The 18,386-nt window shown below is 67.2% G+C and carries 12 protein-coding genes, 1 tRNA gene and 3 rRNA genes; 13 read left to right on the plus strand and 3 right to left on the minus strand.

Going from position 1 to position 18,386, the window contains the following annotated elements:
* Positions 1-125 precede the first annotated feature (125 nt).
* The 5 genes from Q2K19_RS17650 (at position 126) to clpX (ending at position 4,689) form a co-directional block, all read left to right on the plus strand.
* A tRNA-Pro gene (locus tag Q2K19_RS17650) sits at positions 126-199 on the plus strand.
* A gap of 145 nt (positions 200-344) precedes the next feature.
* Positions 345-1,691 (plus strand): trigger factor, encoded by a 1,347-nt coding sequence (gene tig / locus Q2K19_RS17655; RefSeq protein WP_302762395.1) that lies wholly within the window; start codon positions 345-347, stop codon positions 1,689-1,691.
* 173 nt (positions 1,692-1,864) lie between these two features.
* Positions 1,865-2,506, plus strand: coding sequence for an ATP-dependent Clp protease proteolytic subunit (locus Q2K19_RS17660; protein WP_302762396.1), 642 nt, complete (start codon positions 1,865-1,867; stop codon positions 2,504-2,506).
* Positions 2,507-2,520: 14 nt separating this feature from the next.
* Positions 2,521-3,183: an ATP-dependent Clp protease proteolytic subunit gene (locus Q2K19_RS17665; protein ID WP_302762397.1), complete on the plus strand. Its 663-nt coding sequence runs from the start codon at positions 2,521-2,523 to the stop codon at positions 3,181-3,183.
* 213 nt (positions 3,184-3,396) lie between these two features.
* Positions 3,397-4,689, plus strand: coding sequence for an ATP-dependent Clp protease ATP-binding subunit ClpX (clpX, locus tag Q2K19_RS17670; protein WP_302762398.1), 1,293 nt, complete (start codon positions 3,397-3,399; stop codon positions 4,687-4,689).
* A gap of 24 nt (positions 4,690-4,713) precedes the next feature.
* On the opposite strand, the gene Q2K19_RS17675 is transcribed toward clpX, so the two are convergent.
* Positions 4,714-5,340 carry a helix-turn-helix domain-containing protein gene (locus tag Q2K19_RS17675; protein ID WP_302762399.1) on the minus strand — a complete coding sequence of 209 codons (627 nt, stop codon included), beginning with the start codon at positions 5,338-5,340 and terminating at the stop codon, positions 4,714-4,716.
* A gap of 41 nt (positions 5,341-5,381) precedes the next feature.
* Here Q2K19_RS17675 and Q2K19_RS17680 point away from each other — a divergent pair, with 41 nt between their 5' ends.
* Entirely contained in the window at positions 5,382-6,215 is an 834-nt protein-coding gene (locus tag Q2K19_RS17680; RefSeq protein ID WP_302762400.1) for a DMT family transporter, read from the plus strand.
* 40 nt (positions 6,216-6,255) lie between these two features.
* Complete coding sequence (locus Q2K19_RS17685) at positions 6,256-7,053, plus strand: carbon-nitrogen hydrolase family protein (RefSeq protein WP_302762401.1); 798 nt, start codon at positions 6,256-6,258, stop codon at positions 7,051-7,053.
* 4 nt (positions 7,054-7,057) lie between these two features.
* On the opposite strand, the gene Q2K19_RS17690 is transcribed toward Q2K19_RS17685, so the two are convergent.
* Positions 7,058-7,285, minus strand: coding sequence for a hypothetical protein (locus Q2K19_RS17690; protein WP_302762402.1), 228 nt, complete (start codon positions 7,283-7,285; stop codon positions 7,058-7,060).
* A gap of 637 nt (positions 7,286-7,922) precedes the next feature.
* Here Q2K19_RS17690 and Q2K19_RS17695 point away from each other — a divergent pair.
* From Q2K19_RS17695 to rrf, 3 genes are all read left to right on the plus strand, one after another.
* Positions 7,923-9,438 (plus strand): 16S ribosomal RNA (locus tag Q2K19_RS17695).
* A 369-nt stretch (positions 9,439-9,807) separates the two neighbouring features.
* Positions 9,808-12,917 (plus strand): 23S ribosomal RNA (locus Q2K19_RS17700).
* 78 nt (positions 12,918-12,995) lie between these two features.
* Positions 12,996-13,112: ribosomal RNA gene (rrf, locus tag Q2K19_RS17705) — 5S ribosomal RNA — on the plus strand.
* Together the 16S, 23S and 5S rRNA genes form the textbook arrangement of a ribosomal RNA operon.
* A 126-nt stretch (positions 13,113-13,238) precedes the next feature.
* Here rrf and Q2K19_RS17710 read toward each other — a convergent pair.
* Positions 13,239-13,919 carry a hypothetical protein gene (locus tag Q2K19_RS17710; RefSeq protein WP_302762403.1) on the minus strand — a complete coding sequence of 227 codons (681 nt, stop codon included), beginning with the start codon at positions 13,917-13,919 and terminating at the stop codon, positions 13,239-13,241.
* Positions 13,920-13,988: 69 nt separating this feature from the next.
* Between Q2K19_RS17710 and Q2K19_RS17715 the strand changes: the two genes are divergently transcribed.
* Genes Q2K19_RS17715 through Q2K19_RS17725 form a run of 3 tightly spaced genes read left to right on the plus strand, consistent with a single transcriptional unit; the run spans position 13,989 to position 18,378 of the window.
* Positions 13,989-16,607 carry a valine--tRNA ligase gene (locus Q2K19_RS17715; protein ID WP_302762404.1) on the plus strand — a complete coding sequence of 873 codons (2,619 nt, stop codon included), beginning with the start codon at positions 13,989-13,991 and terminating at the stop codon, positions 16,605-16,607.
* Entirely contained in the window at positions 16,604-17,938 is a 1,335-nt protein-coding gene (locus Q2K19_RS17720; protein WP_302762405.1) for a bifunctional folylpolyglutamate synthase/dihydrofolate synthase, read from the plus strand. The genes Q2K19_RS17715 and Q2K19_RS17720 overlap by 4 nt, the downstream gene beginning before the upstream one ends.
* Positions 17,935-18,378, plus strand: a complete 444-nt coding sequence (locus tag Q2K19_RS17725; RefSeq protein WP_302762406.1) for a DUF4233 domain-containing protein — start codon at positions 17,935-17,937, stop codon at positions 18,376-18,378. The genes Q2K19_RS17720 and Q2K19_RS17725 overlap by 4 nt, the downstream gene beginning before the upstream one ends.
* The last annotated feature ends 8 nt before the right edge of the window (positions 18,379-18,386 follow it).

Below are 18,386 nucleotides of genomic sequence, written 5' to 3' on the forward strand. Positions count from 1 at the left end.
ATCCGCACGGGTGGACCCCCGGCCGGGAGGCAGGACGAAAGCCCGGCCTCCCGCCGCCGACGCACCGGGCGGAGCGCCCCGGTGACCGTCCCGCGGGCGCGGACGGCATACACTTCTCGTCGCCACGGGGTGTGGCGCAGCTTGGTAGCGCACTCGCTTTGGGAGCGAGGGGCCGTGGGTTCAAATCCCGCCACCCCGACTGTCGTTCGCGACCGGCCCGTCCCGGGAACCGCTGATTTTTCCGTGCGGTACCCGGGCGCTGCCGATGCAGCAGGTCGGCTCGCCTACACTCGATGCGCGCAATCACGCCCAGACTCAACTGAGATCCGTCAAGGAGTACGCCTGTGAAGAGCACCGTCGAGACTCTGAGCCCGACGCGCGTGCGGCTCGCCATCGAGGTGCCGTTCGTCGAGCTCGAGCCGAGCCTCAAGAAGGCGTACCGGGAGATCGGCCAGCAGGTCCAGGTTCCCGGCTTCCGCCGGGGCAAGGTTCCCGCCGCCGTCATCGACCAGCGGGTCGGCCGGGGCACCGTCCTCAACGAGGCGGTGCAGGAGGCCATCCCGCAGAACATCCTCGCCGCGGTCCGCGAGCACGACCTGAAGACCCTCGGCCGCCCGGAGGTCGAGATCACCGAGTTCAACGACGGTGACTCGCTCAACTTCACCGCCGAGGTCGACGTCCGCCCGGAGATCACCCTGCCGGACCCGGCCACCATCGAGGTGACCGTCGACGAGGTGCAGATCGCCGACGACGAGATCGACGATCAGGTCAACAACCTGCGCGAGCGGTTCGCCACGCTGAAGACCGTCGAGCGGGCTGCCCAGGAGGGCGACTACGTCCAGATCGACCTCAACGCGACCGTGGACGGCGAGGAGGTGCCGGGCGGTTCGGCGAGCAACATCTCGCACGAGGTCGGCAGCAAGCAGCTCCTGCCGGGCCTGGACGAGGCCCTGGTCGGCCTGGCCGCCGGGGACAGCACCACCTTCTCCACGCAGCTCGTGGGCGGCGACTACGCCGGCCGCGACGCCGACGTGGCGGTGACCGTGCGCACGGTCAAGGAGAAGGAGTTGCCCGAGCTCGACGACGACTTCGCCCAGATGGCGAGCGAGTTCGACACCATCGAGGAGCTCCGCAACGACGTGCGCGAGCGGATCACCCGCGGCAAGCAGGTCGAGCAGATCTACGCCGCCCGGGACAAGGCCCTCGAGCAGATGGTCGAGACCGCCGAGGTGCCGGCGCCGGAGGGCGTCGTCAAGGAAGAGGTCGAGAGCCGCAAGGCCGCGATGGTCGACCAGCTCGAGCGCATCGGCGCCTCCCTGGAGGAATACCTCGCCGCCGAGGAGAAGACCGAGGAGCAGATCGACACCGAGCTGACCGAGGCGGCGACCGACGGCGTCAAGATCCAGCTCCTGCTGGACACCCTCGCCGACGCCGAGGACGTCCAGGTCTCCGACGACGAGTTCGGCCACGAGATCGTGCACCGCGCCCAGCGCGCCGGCATGGCTCCGCAGCAGTACTACGACCAGCTGGTCCGCTCCGGCGCCGCCGCGGCCGTCTTCGGTGACGTCCGCCGGGGCAAGGCGCTCGCCTCGGTGATGGAGAAGATCAAGATCAAGGACTCGTCGGGCAACGAGGTCACCCTCGACGCGCTGCGGGCCCAGAACGAGGCCGAGCACAGCCACGAGCACTGATCATCGGGTGTCGGCCGCCGTCCTTCGCTGCGCGCGGGACGGCGGCCGAAACCCTTTCCGGGGTACGCCGAGCGGGTGACTGCGCTGAGAGCGAACAGTGCCCCGACCGGGAGTACGCCCCCCGGCTGAGCGGTTAGTGTCGGGTAGGACGGTACGGAGAGCGAAGGGCTGCCATGACCGACATGCACATCCCAGCAACGCCGCTCCGGGCGATCGAGGCCCGAGGTGGCGACACCATTGGCAACCTCGACGACTCGGTCTACAACCGGTTGCTCAAGGAGCGGATCATCTTCCTGGGCAGCGAGGTGACCGACCAGGTCGCCAACCGCATCTGCGCGCAGCTGCTGCTGCTCGCGGCGGAGGACCCGGACCGCGACATCAACCTCTGGATCAACTCGCCGGGTGGCTCGGTCTACTCCGGCATGGCGATCTACGACACCATGCAGTTCATCGACAACGACGTGTCGACCGTGGCGATGGGCATGGCGGCCTCCATGGGCCAGCTGCTGCTCTGCGCGGGCACCAAGGGCAAGCGCTACGCCCTGCCGCACGCGCGGATCATGATGCACCAGCCGTCCGGCGGCATGGGCGGCACGGCCGCCGACATCGCGATCCAGGCGGAGCAGATGCTGTACACCAAGCGGATGTTCCAGGAGCGGGTCGCCTTCCACACCGGTCGGAGCGCCGCCGAGATCGAGGCGGACTCGGACCGGGACCGCTGGTTCACCGCCCAGGAGGCCATGGACTACGGCTTCATCGACAAGGTGATCACCGGAGCCGCGCAGGTTCCGGAAGGCGCCGGGACCCTGAGCTGAGCGAGGAGCTGACGATGACCGACCTGAGCCTGCCGCCCCAGTTCGCGGCCGTGCACAACCGCTACGTTCTGCCGTCGTTCGTCGAGCGCACGTCGTACGGGATGAAGGAGTCCAACCCGTACAACAAGCTCTTCGAGGACCGGATCATCTTCCTCGGCGTCCAGGTGGACGACGCCTCGGCCAACGACGTGATGGCCCAGCTGCTGACGCTCGAGGGCACCGACCCGGACCGCGACATCATCATGTACATCAACTCGCCCGGTGGCTCGTTCACGGCCATGACGGCGATCTACGACACCATGCAGTACGTCCGCCCGGACATCCAGACCGTCTGCCTCGGCCAGGCGGCCAGCGCGGCCGCGGTGCTGCTCTCGGCGGGCACCCCGGGCAAGCGGATGGCGCTGCCCAACTCCCGGATCATCATCCACCAGCCGGCCACCGAGGGTGGCTACGGCCAGGGTTCGGACATCGAGATCCAGGCCCGGGAGATCCTGCGGATGCGGACGCAGCTGGAGACGATGCTCTCCCAGCACTGCAACCGCCCGGTCGATCAGGTCCGCAAGGACATCGACCGCGACAAGATCATGACGGCCGAGGAGGCCAAGGACTACGGGCTGGTCGACACCATCCTGACCAGCCGCAAGAAGGGTCTGCTGGCGGCGCACGCCGCGAGCTGAGCACTGGGAGGTCGGAGGTCGGCCGGGGTATCGTTCCCGGTCGACCTCTGACACACCCGCTTTGGGGGTCGGAGAAACCTCCGCCAGCGGGTAACGTCGGGTCTGTACCGCTTGGCTGGGTCGGATCGGCGAGGTGGGACGACAGACGGACGGGCGCCCGGCGCCCGCAGGTCAGGGCCGGCGTTCCGGCCGACGAGTGCAGGGAGAACGTAGGTGGCACGGATCGGTGACGGCGGCGACCTACTCAAGTGCTCCTTCTGTGGCAAGTCACAGAAGCAGGTCAAGAAGCTCATCGCGGGCCCTGGCGTCTACATCTGCGACGAGTGCATCGATCTCTGCAACGAGATCATCGAGGAGGAGCTGGCCGAGTCCGGCGAGGTGAAGTGGGAAGAGCTTCCCAAGCCGATGGAGATCTGCCAGTTCCTCGACAACTACGTCGTCGGCCAGGAGCAGGCCAAGAAGGCGCTCGCCGTCGCGGTCTACAACCACTACAAGCGGATCCAGGCCGAGGCGGCCGGCGCGCCGGGCTCCGGCAGCGATGGCGTCGAGCTGGCCAAGTCCAACATCCTGCTGCTCGGCCCCACCGGCTGCGGCAAGACCCACCTGGCGCAGACCCTGGCCCGGATGCTCAACGTCCCGTTCGCGATCGCTGACGCCACCGCCCTCACCGAGGCGGGCTATGTCGGCGAGGACGTGGAGAACATCCTCCTCAAGCTGATCCAGGCGGCCGACTACGACATCAAGCGCGCCGAGACCGGGATCATCTACATCGACGAGGTCGACAAGATCGCCCGCAAGTCGGAGAACCCGTCGATCACCCGGGACGTCTCCGGCGAGGGCGTGCAGCAGGCGCTGCTCAAGATGCTCGAGGGCACGGTGGCCAACGTGCCGCCGCAGGGCGGGCGCAAACACCCGCACCAGGAGTTCATCCAGATCGACACCACCAACGTGCTGTTCATCTGCGGTGGCGCCTTCGCCGGCCTCGACCAGATCATCGAGTCCCGCACCGGTTCCGGCGGCACCGGCTTCGGCGCCCGGCTCCGGTCCGTCTCCGAGCGGTCGACCGACGACATCTTCAGCCAGGTCATGCCGGAGGACATGCTCAAGTTCGGCCTGATCCCCGAGTTCATCGGCCGGCTTCCGGTGATCACCAACGTGCGCAGCCTCGACCGCACCGCCCTGGTGCGGATCCTCACCGAGCCGCGCAACGCCCTGGTCCGGCAGTACCAGCGCCTCTTCGAGCTGGACGGCGTCGAGCTGGAGTTCGAGCAGCCCGCGCTGGAGGCCATCGCCGACCAGGCGATGCTGCGCGGCACCGGCGCCCGCGGCCTGCGGGCCATCATGGAGGAGGTCCTGCTCTCCGTGATGTACGAGGTGCCGAGCAACCCCGACGCCGCCCGGGTGCTGATCACCCGCGAGGTCGTCCTGGAGAACGTCAACCCGACCATCGTGCCCCGCGAGTTCACCGGCCGCCGTCGCCGGGACCGCGAGGAGAAGTCGGCCTGAACGCCGCCCCGACCGTGCCCGGCCTCAGCTCGGGCGCGGTCCGCGTGAGCGGGTGCGGCGGTCCCACTCGCCCGACGGGGTGACGACCACCATCACCAACCGCGCCGGCTCCTCGCCCGCCGTTCGGTAGCCGTGCTCCTGGTCGGCGTGGAACTCGATCGTGTGGCCGGCGCGTACGTCGTGGTCGACGCCGTCGACCGTGACGGTGACCGCCCCGACCAGCACGTGCAGCATCTCGCGGCTACCCCGGGGATGGTCGGGGGAGTCGTGCCGCTCGCCCGGCTCCAGGCGCCACTCCCAGAGCTCCACCAGGTCGGGCTCCCCGACGCCGTTGAGGAGCCGGGCCGTCCCGCCCTGGTCGCCCCGCCAGAGCACCGGCGCGTCGGCGGTCGCGGAGATCCGTACGCGGCGCTCCTCGGCCGGCTCCAGGAGTTGGGCGATGCTGACCCCGAAGGCGTCGGCGACCCGGCACAGCGTGCCGATGCTGGGGTTGGTGCGTGCCCCCTCGATCTGCACCAGCATGCCCTTGCTGACCCCGGACCGGCCGGCCAGTTCCTCGAACGACCAGCCGCGGGCGGCCCGCAGCTCGCGTACCTGCCGGGCCACGGCGGAGGTCACCGCGCCCACCCGCCCGGTTCCGGCGTCGGTCATCACACTGTCCTTCGCGGTCAATATTGTGGTACGACTGCCTGATGTTCCCCATTGTGCTCGCGGCGGTGTCCGCGGTCGCGTTCGGCACGGCAGACTTCTCCGGCGGAAAGGCCTCCCGCCGGGCCGACCCGATCGCCGTCACCGTGGTCTCGCAGATCCTCAGCGTCCCGCTGCTGCTCGCCCTGGTGCTGCTGGTGCCCGGCACGCCCCGCCCGCTCGACCTGGGGTGGGGCCTGCTCTCCGGGGTGGCCGGCGCCGCCGGAGTGATGCTGCTCTACCGGGCCCTGGCGACGGGGATGATGGCCGTCGTCGCCCCGGTCACCGCGATCACCGCGGCGGTGGTGCCGATCGTCGCCGGTCTGGTCACCGCGCACTCCCCGGGCGCCCTGGCGCTCGGCGGCGCGGGCCTCGCCGTTGTCGCCATCGCGCTGGTCAGCCTGGGTGAGGGCGGCGTCTCCGGCCGGGTCTCGCGCCCGGTCATCGGCATGGCCCTCGGCGCCGGCCTGCTCTTCGGCGTCTTCTTCGCCCTGCTCGGCCAGGCCGACGAGGACGCCGGCATGTGGCCGGTGCTCGCTGTCCGGGTCAGCTCGATCGCCTTCGGCCTCGCGCTCGCCGCGCGAACCGGGGCGCGTCTGCGGCTCGAGCGGGGCGTGCTCGGCTGGGCGGCGGCGGCCGGCCTGCTGGACTCGGCGGCCAACGCGCTCTACCTGGCCGCCGCGAGCCGGGGCCACCTCAGCATCGTCGCCGCCATCACCTCGCTCTACCCGGCGAGCACGGTGCTGCTGGCGCTCGGCGTCGACCGCGAACGGCTCCGCCCCGTGCAGCTCGCCGGTCTCGGCTTCGCCGCCGGCGCGCTGGTGCTGGCGAGCGTCTGAGCCCTGTCGCCATCTCCTACCCGCCCGTACGCTGAGCCCCATGCGTGTCGCCGTGTGCCAGCTCAACGCCCGCGACGACCGGGTGGCGAACCTCGCCGCCGCCGAGGCCCTGCTCACCAGAGCTGCGGCGGCCGGTGCCGATCTCGCCGTCCTGCCGGAGTACGTCGACTATCTCGGCCTCGGCAAGGGGATGCCGCCGGCCGAGTCGGTGGACGGCGTGGTCGGCCGGTTCTTCGCCGACGTGACCCGCCGGCTCGGCATGTGGGTGATCGCCGGCTCGTTCCACGAGGCCGGACCGGACCCGGAGCACACCTGGAACACCTCGCTGGTCTTCGACCGCACCGGCGCGCTCGCCGCCAGTTACCGCAAGATCCACTTGTACGACGTGGAGATCCCGGGCCGGGTGTCCTACCGGGAGTCGGCGACCGTCGCGCCGGGCGACCAGCCCGTGGTGGTCGACGTCGAGGGGCTGCGGGTGGGCCTCTCGATCTGCTACGACCTGCGTTTCCCCGAGCTCTACCGGCAGCTCGCCACCGACGGGCGCGCCGAACTGCTCGTCGTGCCGGCGGCGTTCATGATGCACACCGGCCGGGACCACTGGGAGGTGCTGCTCCGGGCCCGCGCGATCGAGAACCAGTGCTACGTGGCCGCCGCCGGCCAGACGGGCGATCACGAGCCGTCCCGCACCTGCTTCGGGCGCAGCATGGTGGTCGACCCCTGGGGGACGGTGCTCAGCCAGGTGCCGGACGGACCCGGGCTCGCGATCACCGACCTGGACCTGGACCGGCTGCGGACGATCCGCGCCGAGCTGCCCAGCCTCGCCAACCGCCGGCTCTGACCGGTCAGCTCTCCAGGAGAACGCCGATCACGGTGAAGCCGGCGATCGCCACCGCGGTGATCAGCAGCGCCGTGGTCATCCGGGACGGGCCGCGCCGGGCGAGGCGGCCCACCGACACCAGGACGACGACGAGTACGAAGGCTCCGATGACCAGCTGCCAGAACGGCAGCAGAAGGCCGAGCAGGGCCTCCTCGGCGAGCGTCGCCACCGGGGACCGGGACACGTCATCCATGCCGACCACTCTGGCATGCCGGGACCCGCGATGGCTCCCTTCGATCGCCGTGGAGCCTCATGGCCCGCCGCGTGCAGCAAGTGACGATCATTGATTTGCCTTCTCGGGGCCGGACACGTAACTTTCTCTCTGCACGCGGGAGGCCGGACAAACCGGCCGAGAACGGGCGCCAGGCTGGTGGCGAAAGCCGAGCCAGACTGAGGATCCGGGCGGTGCGACGGACTCCGAGAGACACGGGGTTGCGATCGCGAAGCCGACCGGGTAGAGTTCGAAAGCCGGCAGGGAGCCGGGCGGGTGGTCGCGAGAGCGGCGCCGGCCGGTCCGCCGGAATCCACGACAGCAACGAACGCCGGATATGGCGAGCGTCAGCGTGGGTCGGACTGACCAAGTTGATCACCTCAAACATGAGGTTGACAGCGAAAGTCGGACCGGGTAAGTTAGAGAGGTTGCCCCGGACGGGGGCTCTACGGTGTAGAGCTTCCGGATGGTGTGTGGTTGTTCTTTGAGAACTCAACAGGGTGCTTGATAAGCCAGTGCCAAATTGATTTATACCCCGGACTGGTCGAGCCTTTTGGTTTGGCTGGTTGGGATTCCTTTGGCAACACTTTTGTTGTCAGGACATGTTTTCAACAAGTTTTTGTTGGAGAGTTTGATCCTGGCTCAGGACGAACGCTGGCGGCGTGCTTAACACATGCAAGTCGAGCGGAAAGGCCCTTCGGGGTACTCGAGCGGCGAACGGGTGAGTAACACGTGAGCAACCTGCCCTAGGCTTTGGGATAACCCCGGGAAACCGGGGCTAATACCGAATAGGACCACCGGCCGCATGGCTGGTGGTGGAAAGTTTTTCGGCCTGGGATGGGCTCGCGGCCTATCAGCTTGTTGGTGGGGTGATGGCCTACCAAGGCGACGACGGGTAGCCGGCCTGAGAGGGCGACCGGCCACACTGGGACTGAGACACGGCCCAGACTCCTACGGGAGGCAGCAGTGGGGAATATTGCACAATGGGCGGAAGCCTGATGCAGCGACGCCGCGTGAGGGATGACGGCCTTCGGGTTGTAAACCTCTTTCAGCAGGGACGAAGCGTAAGTGACGGTACCTGCAGAAGAAGCGCCGGCCAACTACGTGCCAGCAGCCGCGGTAAGACGTAGGGCGCGAGCGTTGTCCGGATTTATTGGGCGTAAAGAGCTCGTAGGCGGCTTGTCGCGTCGACTGTGAAAACCCGCAGCTCAACTGCGGGCCTGCAGTCGATACGGGCAGGCTAGAGTTCGGTAGGGGAGACTGGAATTCCTGGTGTAGCGGTGAAATGCGCAGATATCAGGAGGAACACCGGTGGCGAAGGCGGGTCTCTGGGCCGATACTGACGCTGAGGAGCGAAAGCGTGGGGAGCGAACAGGATTAGATACCCTGGTAGTCCACGCTGTAAACGTTGGGCGCTAGGTGTGGGGGGCCTCTCCGGTTCCCTGTGCCGCAGCTAACGCATTAAGCGCCCCGCCTGGGGAGTACGGCCGCAAGGCTAAAACTCAAAGGAATTGACGGGGGCCCGCACAAGCGGCGGAGCATGCGGATTAATTCGATGCAACGCGAAGAACCTTACCTGGGTTTGACATGGCCGCAAAACCGGCAGAGATGTCGGGTCCTTCGGGGGCGGTCACAGGTGGTGCATGGCTGTCGTCAGCTCGTGTCGTGAGATGTTGGGTTAAGTCCCGCAACGAGCGCAACCCTCGTTCGATGTTGCCAGCGCGTTATGGCGGGGACTCATCGAAGACTGCCGGGGTCAACTCGGAGGAAGGTGGGGATGACGTCAAGTCATCATGCCCCTTATGTCCAGGGCTTCACGCATGCTACAATGGCCGGTACAATGGGCTGCGATACCGTGAGGTGGAGCGAATCCCAAAAAGCCGGTCTCAGTTCGGATCGGGGTCTGCAACTCGACCCCGTGAAGTCGGAGTCGCTAGTAATCGCAGATCAGCAACGCTGCGGTGAATACGTTCCCGGGCCTTGTACACACCGCCCGTCACGTCACGAAAGTCGGCAACACCCGAAGCCGGTGGCCCAACCCGTAAGGGAGGGAGCCGTCGAAGGTGGGGCTGGCGATTGGGACGAAGTCGTAACAAGGTAGCCGTACCGGAAGGTGCGGCTGGATCACCTCCTTTCTAAGGAGCACCTTCACCCGAAAGGGTGCAGGAGCCCGCACCGCCCGAATGTGGTGGTGGGGTGCTCGATGGCGGAGACACTGGCGAGTCTTTCCCTGGCAACGGCCGGGTTCCTTCTAGTACGGCCACCTCGTGTGGTGTGGAACGAAGTCCTGGTGCGGCTGGGGAGGATGTAGAGCACCCTGTTGGGTCCTGAAGGAACAACCATCGGTTGTCTTTCAGAGCCTTGTGACGAGCGGTCAGCTCGTCGGGCGCCAGGCATGACCTGGTGTGGCATACCGCCGGCGGTTGTCGGGTTTGGTGTCACGCGGTTCGGGTTGTGGGTTGGTCGTTTGTTGAGAATTGCACAGTGGACGCGAGCATCTTTGTGGTCAAGTTGTCAAGGGCGAACGGTGGATGCCTTGGCACCAGGAGCCGATGAAGGACGTGGGAGGCCGCGATAGGCCTGGGGGAGCTGTCAACCAAGCTGTGATCCCAGGGTGTCCGAATGGGGAAACCCGGCACCAGTCATGTGGTGTCACCCGCACCTGAACACATAGGGTGTGTGGGGGGAACGCGGGGAAGTGAAACATCTCAGTACCCGTAGGAAGAGAAAACAAATAGTGATTCCGTGAGTAGTGGCGAGCGAAAGCGGATTGAGGCTAAACCGGCTGCGTGTGATACCTGTCAGGGGTTGCGTGGTCGGGGTTGTGGGACCCTGCGAAACAAGCTGACACTTGTTTGAGGAGTTACAAAGCCAGCTGCTAGCCGAATGGTGTGGAAAAGCCAACCGTAGGCGGTGATAGTCCGGTAGGTGAAAGTGGCTGGTCTCCTGTGGGTGTTCCCGAGTAGCGGCGGACCCCTGAAATCTGCCGTGAATCTGCCAGGACCACCTGGTAAGCCTAAATACTTCCTGGTGACCGATAGCGGACGAGTACCGTGAGGGAATGGTGAAAAGTACCCCGGGAGGGGAGTGAAATAGTACCTGAAACCGTTCGCCTACAATCCGTCGGAGCCTTGCGGGGTGACGGCGTGCCTTTTGAAGAATGAGCCTGCGAGTTAGTGGCATGTGGCGAGGTTAACCCGTGTGGGGGAGCCGTAGCGAAAGCGAGTCTGAATAGGGCGTATTCAGTCGCATGCTCTAGACCCGAAGCGGAGTGATCTAGCCATGGGCAGGCTGAAGCGCGGGTAAGACCGCGTGGAGGGCCGAACCCACCAACGTTGAAAAGTTGGGGGATGACCTGTGGTTAGGGGTGAAAGGCCAATCAAACTCCGTGATAGCTGGTTCTCCCCGAAATGCATTTAGGTGCAGCGTCGCGTGTTTCTTGCCGGAGGTAGAGCACTGGATGGTCTAGGGGGCCCACAAGCTTACCGAAATCAGCCAAACTCCGAATGCCGGTAAGTGAGAGCGCGGCAGTGAGACTGCGGGGGATAAGCTTCGTAGTCGAGAGGGAAACAGCCCAGATCACCAGCTAAGGCCCCTAAGCGTGTGCTAAGTGGAAAAGGATGTGGGGTCGCATAGACAACCAGGAGGTTGGCTTAGAAGCAGCCACCCTTTAAAGAGTGCGTAATAGCTCACTGGTCAAGTGGTTCCGCGCCGACAATGTAGCGGGGCTCAAGCACACCGCCGAAGCTGTGGCATTCACATTTCAACCTCGCTTGGACTTGATTCCTTGTGCAGGTGTGTGGATGGGTAGGGGAGCGTCGTGCCGGGGGTGAAGCAACGGGGTGACCTAGTTGTGGACGCGGCACGAGTGAGAATGCAGGCATGAGTAGCGAAAGAAGGGTGAGAAACCCTTCCGCCGGATGACCAAGGGTTCCAGGGCCAGGCTAATCCGCCCTGGGTGAGTCGGGACCTAAGGCGAGGCCGAGAGGCGTAGTCGATGGACAACGGGTTGATATTCCCGTACCCGCGAAAGAGCGACCCTGACGAACCTCGTTGTGCTAACCACCCGAACCGTGGATGACCTTCGGGTCTGAAGCGGCGAGCGTGGGAACCTGACGGGTAGTAGTCAAGCGATGGGGTGACGCAGGAAGGTAGCTGATCCCGGCCGGTGGTTGTGCCGGGGTAAGCGTGTAGGCCGTGCTGTAGGCAAATCCGCAGCACACATAGGCTGAGACGTGATGCCGAGCCGATTCAGGTGAAGTCAGTGATCCTATGCTGCCGAGAAAAGCCTCTAGCGAGTTCTTAGCGGCCCGTACCCCAAACCGACACAGGTGGTCAGGTAGAGAATACCGAGGCGATCGGGCGAACTGTGGTTAAGGAACTCGGCAAATTGCCCCCGTAACTTAGGGAGAAGGGGGGCCGGAGACGTGAAGCCCCGCGCGGGTGGAGCGTTGTATGGCCGCAGAGAGCAGGGGGAAGCGACTGTTTACTAAAAACACAGGTCCATGCGAAGAAGTAATTCGATGTATATGGACTGACGCCTGCCCGGTGCTGGAACGTTAAGGGGACCTGTTAGCTCTTCGGGGCGAAGCGGAGAACTTAAGCGCCAGTAAACGGCGGTGGTAACTATAACCATCCTAAGGTAGCGAAATTCCTTGTCGGGTAAGTTCCGACCTGCACGAATGGCGTAACGACTTCCCCACTGTCTCAACCACAGGCCCGGCGAAATTGCATTACGAGTAAAGATGCTCGTTACGCGCGGCAGGACGGAAAGACCCCGGGACCTTTACTATAGCTTGACATTGGTACTTGAGTTAGCTTGTGTAGGATAGGTGGGAGCCGGTGAAGCTCGCACGCCAGTGCGGGTGGAGGCAATCTTGAAATACCACTCTGGTTGATTTGGGTATCTAACTTCGGACCGTTATCCGGTTCAGGGACAGTGTCTGGTGGGTAGTTTAACTGGGGCGGTTGCCTCCTAAAGGGTAACGGAGGCGCCCAAAGGTTCCCTCAGCCTGGTTGGCAATCAGGTGTTGAGTGCAAGTGCACAAGGGAGCTTGACTGTGAGACTGACAGGTCGAGCAGGGACGAAAGTCGGGACTAGTGATCCGGCACTGGCATGTGGAAGCGGTGTCGCTCAACGGATAAAAGGTACCCCGGGGATAACAGGCTGATCTTCCCCAAGAGTCCATATCGACGGGATGGTTTGGCACCTCGATGTCGGCTCGTCGCATCCTGGGGCTGTAGCAGGTCCCAAGGGTTGGGCTGTTCGCCCATTAAAGCGGTACGCGAGCTGGGTTTAGAACGTCGTGAGACAGTTCGGTCCCTATCCGCCGTGCGCGTAGGATACTTGAGAAGGGCTGTCCCTAGTACGAGAGGACCGGGACGGACGAACCTCTGGTGTGCCAGTTGTCCCGCCAGGGGCACGGCTGGTTAGCTACGTTCGGAAGGGATAACCGCTGAAAGCATCTAAGCGGGAAGCTCGCTTCAAGATGAGGTATCCCACCACCTTCGGGTGGGTAAGGCCCCCAGCTAGACGACTGGGTTGATAGGCCGGAAATGTAAGCCCGGTAACGGGTTCAGTTGACCGGTACTAATAGGCCGAGGACTTGACTACCAAGCTGCTACGCGTCCACTGTGCAACTCTGAACGAGCGAACAACCATCGACTGGTTGTTTTGACATGTTCATAGAGTTACGGCGGTCATGGCGGAGGGGAAACGCCCGGTAACATTCCGAACCCGGAAGCTAAGCCCTCCAGCGCCGATGGTACTGCACTCGTGAGGGTGTGGGAGAGTAGGACACCGCCGGACAACCTTTCCAGTCAGGGTCACCCTCCAGGGTGACCCTGACTGCGTTTATGCGCAAATTCCGCGGCTCCGAGCCTCCGGGAACGCCGCCGGCGAATGCGAACGGCGCCCCGCGAAGCCGGGACCGGGTCAGCGGCTCTGGATGCCCTCGCGCAGCTGGCGGAGCAGCGCGGCGGACTCGTCGACCGTGCGGCCGGGGAATATCGCCATCACCACGCTGCCGTGGTCGGCCCAGCCGCAGACCGCGAAGTCGCCGCCGTCGCCGCTGGTCGTACCGCACTTCATCACGCCGCCCAGCCGGCCGGCGCGTACCTCGCGCAGCCCGGTCACCTTGCCGGTCTCGTCGGCCATCAGGCCGAACAGGCTGTCCAGGTCCCGCTCCGGCTGCCAGAGCAGGGTCGTGCCGCCGAACACCAGCACCGCCCGCCCCGTGTCCCGTGGGTCGCTGTAGACCGTGCCGAAGCTGCGGTCCAGCTCGATGTCCGCGGCGAAGCCGTCGCGGAGATAGTCTGCGGTGCTCCGGGCCCGCTCGGAGTCGTCCCGGGTGAGGCCGGCGATCTCGGTGGGCGGGCTGAGTTTGGTGTCCTTCTGCTCCAGCACCCGCCAGCCGGCCACGCCGAGGGCCCCCAGACCGGCCAGGCCGACGGCCAGCGCGGCGGCGAGCGCGATCCGCCGCCGGCGGGAGGCGGGACGCCGCTCCTCGGGGTCGTGTGCCGGGTCACGGCGGCTCAGCTGGATCGGCTCGTCGGTCAGCTCGACGGGTTCGGGCCCGTCGTCGACCGGGCGCTCGGTGAGGTGCGCGTCGGACATGTCCGCCACCGTACGCGAACAGGAGGTGGCGCACGTCAGGTCTCCGAAAGCGCTCCGTAGACTTTCAGGGTGACCGAGAGACTGGATGCCCCGCGCCCCGACGCCCCGACCCTTGCCGGCCAGTACCAGCCCGGCGAGGTAGAGCAGCGACGGTACGAGCAGTGGGTAGCCGCCGGCCACTTCCGGGCGTCGGCGGAGAGCGACAAGCCCCCCTTCACCATCGTGATCCCGCCGCCGAACGTCACCGGCTCGCTGCACATGGGCCACGCGTTCGAGCACACCCTGATGGACGCGCTGAGCCGGCGTAAGCGGATGCAGGGCTACGAGGCGCTCTGGCTGCCCGGCATGGACCACGCCGGCATCGCCACCCAGAACCTGGTCGAGCGGCAGCTCGCCGGCGAGGGCCTGTCCCGGCACGACCTGGGCCGGGAGAAGTTCGTCGAGCGGGTCTGGCAGTGGAAGGCCGAGTCCGGCGGCGCGATCCTGGGCCAGATGCGGCGCCTCGGCGACGCGGTCGACTGGGACCGGGAGCGCTTCACCATGGACGAGGGCCTCTCCCGGGCCGTCCAGACCATGTTCAAGAAGCTCTTCGACGACGGCCTCATCTACCGGGCGAACCGGATCATCAACTGGTGCCCGCGCTGCCTCACCGCGCTGTCGGACATCGAGGTGGAGCACACCGACGACGAGGGTGAGCTGATCTCGATCCGCTACAGCGACGAGGTCGTGGTGGCCACCACCCGGGCCGAGACCATGCTCGGCGACACCGCCGTCGCCGTGCACCCGGACGACGAGCGGTACCAGCACCTCATCGGCACCGAGGTGGCGCTGCCGCTCACCGACCGCCGGATCCCGATCGTCGCCGACGCGCACGTCGACCCCAGCTTCGGCACCGGCATGGTCAAGGTGACCCCGGCGCACGACCCCAACGACTTCGAGATCGGCCAGCGGCACGACCTGCCCGCCGTGACGATCATGGACGAGCGGGGCATCATCACCGCGCCCGGCCCGTTCGAGGGCCTGGACCGGTACGAGGCCCGCCCGGCGATCGTCGCCGCGCTGCGCGAGCAGGGCCTGATCGTCGCGGAGAAGCGGCCGTACGTGCACGCGGTGGGGCACTGCTCGCGGTGCAAGACGACCGTCGAGCCGCGGCTGTCGCTGCAGTGGTTCGTCAACACCGCCCCGCTGGCCAAGGCGGCCGGCGACGCGGTCCGCGACGGCCGGGTGACGATCGAGCCGGCCGAGCTGGCCAAGCGCTACTTCGCCTGGGTCGACAACATGCACGACTGGTGCATCTCCCGGCAGCTCTGGTGGGGTCACCGGATCCCCGTCTGGTACGGCCCGGACGGCGAGATCGTCTGCGTCGGCCCGGACGAGCAGCCGCCGACCGGCGAGGGCTGGCGGCAGGACGAGGACGTCCTGGACACCTGGTTCTCCAGCGGCCTGTGGCCGTTCTCCACCCTGGGCTGGCCGGAGCGGACCCCGGACCTGGCCAAGTTCTACCCGACCAGCGTCCTGGTCACCGGCTACGACATCCTCTTCTTCTGGGTCGCCCGGATGATGATGTTCGGCCTGTACGCCATGGATGGCGTGCAGCCGTTCGACGTGGTGGCGCTGCACGGCATGGTCCGGGACGAGCACGGCAAGAAGATGTCGAAGTCGTTCGGCAACGTGGTCGACCCGCTGGACTGGATCGACCGGTTCGGCGCCGACGCCACCCGGTTCACCCTGGCCCGCGGCGCCAACCCCGGGCAGGACGTGCCGGTGAGCGAGGAGTGGTGCCAGGGCTCGCGGAACTTCTGCAACAAGCTCTGGAACGCCACCCGGTTCGCGCTGATGAACGGCGCGCACACCGACGGGCCGCTGCCCGAGGCCGACACCCTGTCGACGGTCGACCGGTGGATCCTCTCCCGCCTGGCGCACGTCACCGCCGAGGTGGACGAGCAGTTCGAGGCGTACGAGTTCGCCAAGGTCTGCGACCTGCTCTACCACTTCGCCTGGGACGACGTCTGCGACTGGTACGTGGAGCTGAGCAAGCCGGTGCTCGCCGAGGGCGGCGCGGCGGCCGACGCCACCCGCCGGGTGCTCGGGCACGTGCTGGACCAGCTGCTGCGCCTGCTGCACCCGGTCATCCCGTTCGTCACCGAGGAGCTGTGGACGGCGCTCACCGGCGACGAGACGGTGCTGACGGCGGCCTGGCCGGTGGCCGACCGTACCCTCGTCGACGACGCCGCGGAGGGCGAGGTCGGCACCCTGCAGCGGGTGGTGACCGAGATCCGCCGGTTCCGCTCCGACCAGGGGCTGCGCCCGACGCAGCGGGTGTCGGCCCGACTCGACGGCCTCGCCGGAGCGGGTATCGCCGCGCACGAACCGCTGATCCGGTCGCTGGTCCGGATCGACACGCCCGGGGACGACTTCCAGGCCAGCGCCACCCTCGCCATGCCGGGCGAGGTGAGCGTCGCGCTGGACACCCGCGGTTCGATCGACGTGGCCGCCGAGCGGGCCCGGCTCACCAAGGACCGGGCGGCCGCCGAGAAGGAGGCCGCGCAGGCGCGGGCGAAGCTGGACAACCCGGCGTTCGTCGGCAAGGCCCCCGAGCCCGTGGTCGCCAAGATCCGGGAGCGGCTCACGGTGGCCGAGGCGGACCTGATCCGGATCGACGCCGCGTTGGAGGCGCTTCCCTCGTGACCGACCGCACCGAATTCGCCGAGGTGGAGGCCGCGCTGAACGCGCGCGGCTTCACCCGCATGCACTTCGAGCTGGAGAAGATCGAGAGCCTGCTCGACCTGCTCGGCAGCCCCCAGCGGGCGTACCCGTCGATCCACCTCACCGGCACGAACGGCAAGACCTCGACGGCCCGGATGATCGACTCGCTGCTGCGGGCGTTCGGGCTGCACACCGGCCGCTACACCAGCCCGCACCTGGAGACCGTCCGGGAGCGGATCAGCCTGGACGGGGAGCCGGTCAGCGAGGAGCGCTTCGTCGCCACGTACCGGGAGGTGGCGCCGCTGGCCGAGCTGGTGGACCACCGGTTCGACGAGTCGCTGACCTACTTCGACATGACCACGGCGCTGGCGTTCGCCACCTTCGCCGACGCGCCCGTCGACGTCGCGGTGGTGGAGGTCGGCCTCGGCGGCGCCGAGGACGCCACCAACGTGATCCAGGCCGGCGTCGCGGTGATCACCCCGATCGGGCTCGACCACACCGAGTGGCTCGGCGACACCATCGAGGACATCGCACTGCACAAGGCGGGCATCATCCACAAGGGCGCCACCGTCATCGCGGCGGCGCAGGAGGAGGAGGCGGCCCGGCCGATCCTGGAGCGCTGCGCCGAGGTCGGCGCGACCATCGGCCGGGAGGGTGCCGAGTTCGGCGTGCTGCGCCGCGCGGTCGCGGTCGGCGGCCAGGTGCTCACCATCCAGGGACTCGGCGGGGTGTACGAGGAGATCTTCATCCCGCTGCACGGCGCCCACCAGGCCCAGAACGCGGCCGTGGCGCTCGCCGCGGTGGAGGCGTTCCTGGGGGCGGGCGCGCGTCGCCAGCTCGACATCGAGGCGGTCCGCGAGGGCTTCGCCGCGACCAGCTCGCCGGGGCGGCTGGAGAAGGTGCGAACGGCGCCGACGATCCTGCTGGACGGCGCGCACAACCCGCACGGGATGACGGCCACGGTCACGGCGCTCCAGGAGGAGTTCGCGTTCAGCAAGCTGGTCGGCGTGCTCGCCGTGCTCGGCGACAAGGATGCGGCCAGCCTGCTGGAGCTGCTCGAGCCGGTGCTCGACTCGCTCGTGGTCACCGAGAACAGCTCGCCCCGGGCCATGCCGGCGGAGGAGCTGGCCGCGTTGGCCCGCGAGGTGTTCGGGCCGGAGCGGGTGCAGGTCACCGCGGAGATGCCGGACGCCATCGAGGCGGCCGTCGCCGAGGCCGAGTCCGACGTGCCGGGCGAGCTGGCCGGGGTCGGCGTGCTGATCACCGGGTCGGTGGTGACCGTGGCCGACGCCCGCCGGCTGCTCAAGCGATGACCGGCCCGGTGGAGGAGCGGCCCGGCGCCGAGGACCAACCGACGACCGGCGGGCCGGTGGCTGGTGCGTCGACCGACGGCGGGCCGGCCGGGCCGGAGCAGCGGCGGTCCGGGCTGCGCAATCCGGACAAGGCCGTCCGCGGGCTGGGCGCGGGCACGCTGGCGCTGGAGGCACTGGTGCTGCTGCTGGCCATCCAGCCGATCCGGGTGGTCGGCGGACACCTCAGCGGCACCGCCGTCGCGGCGATCGTGACGCTGGCGGTCGCCTGCGTGCTGCTCGCCGGCCAGATGAAACGGCCGTGGGCCTGGCATGCGGGCACCGTCCTGCAGGGCCTGCTGCTGCTCTCCGGCCTGCTGCACTGGTCGCTGCTCGTGCTGGGGGTCATGTTCGCCCTGGTCTGGGCGTACGCGCTGCACGTGCGGCGGATCATCCTCGGCTGAGCGGTGCC

This window comes from Micromonospora sp. NBRC 110009 (genome assembly GCF_030518795.1).
Taxonomy (GTDB): domain Bacteria; phylum Actinomycetota; class Actinomycetes; order Mycobacteriales; family Micromonosporaceae; genus Micromonospora.

What these genes read in the sequence shown, in the direction of transcription:
- Q2K19_RS17685 (WP_302762401.1), top strand. Translation starts at nt 6,256, where the DNA reads ATGCGTGTCGCCGTGTGCCAGCTCAACGCCCGCGACGACCGGGTGGCG.
- Q2K19_RS17675 (WP_302762399.1), bottom strand. Translation starts at nt 5,340, where the DNA reads ATGACCGACGCCGGAACCGGGCGGGTGGGCGCGGTGACCTCCGCCGTG.
- Q2K19_RS17710 (WP_302762403.1), bottom strand. Translation starts at nt 13,919, where the DNA reads ATGTCCGACGCGCACCTCACCGAGCGCCCGGTCGACGACGGGCCCGAA.
- Q2K19_RS17660 (WP_302762396.1), top strand. Translation starts at nt 1,865, where the DNA reads ATGACCGACATGCACATCCCAGCAACGCCGCTCCGGGCGATCGAGGCC.
- Q2K19_RS17680 (WP_302762400.1), top strand. Translation starts at nt 5,382, where the DNA reads ATGTTCCCCATTGTGCTCGCGGCGGTGTCCGCGGTCGCGTTCGGCACG.
- Q2K19_RS17665 (WP_302762397.1), top strand. Translation starts at nt 2,521, where the DNA reads ATGACCGACCTGAGCCTGCCGCCCCAGTTCGCGGCCGTGCACAACCGC.
- Q2K19_RS17690 (WP_302762402.1), bottom strand. Translation starts at nt 7,285, where the DNA reads ATGGATGACGTGTCCCGGTCCCCGGTGGCGACGCTCGCCGAGGAGGCC.
- Q2K19_RS17725 (WP_302762406.1), top strand. Translation starts at nt 17,935, where the DNA reads ATGACCGGCCCGGTGGAGGAGCGGCCCGGCGCCGAGGACCAACCGACG.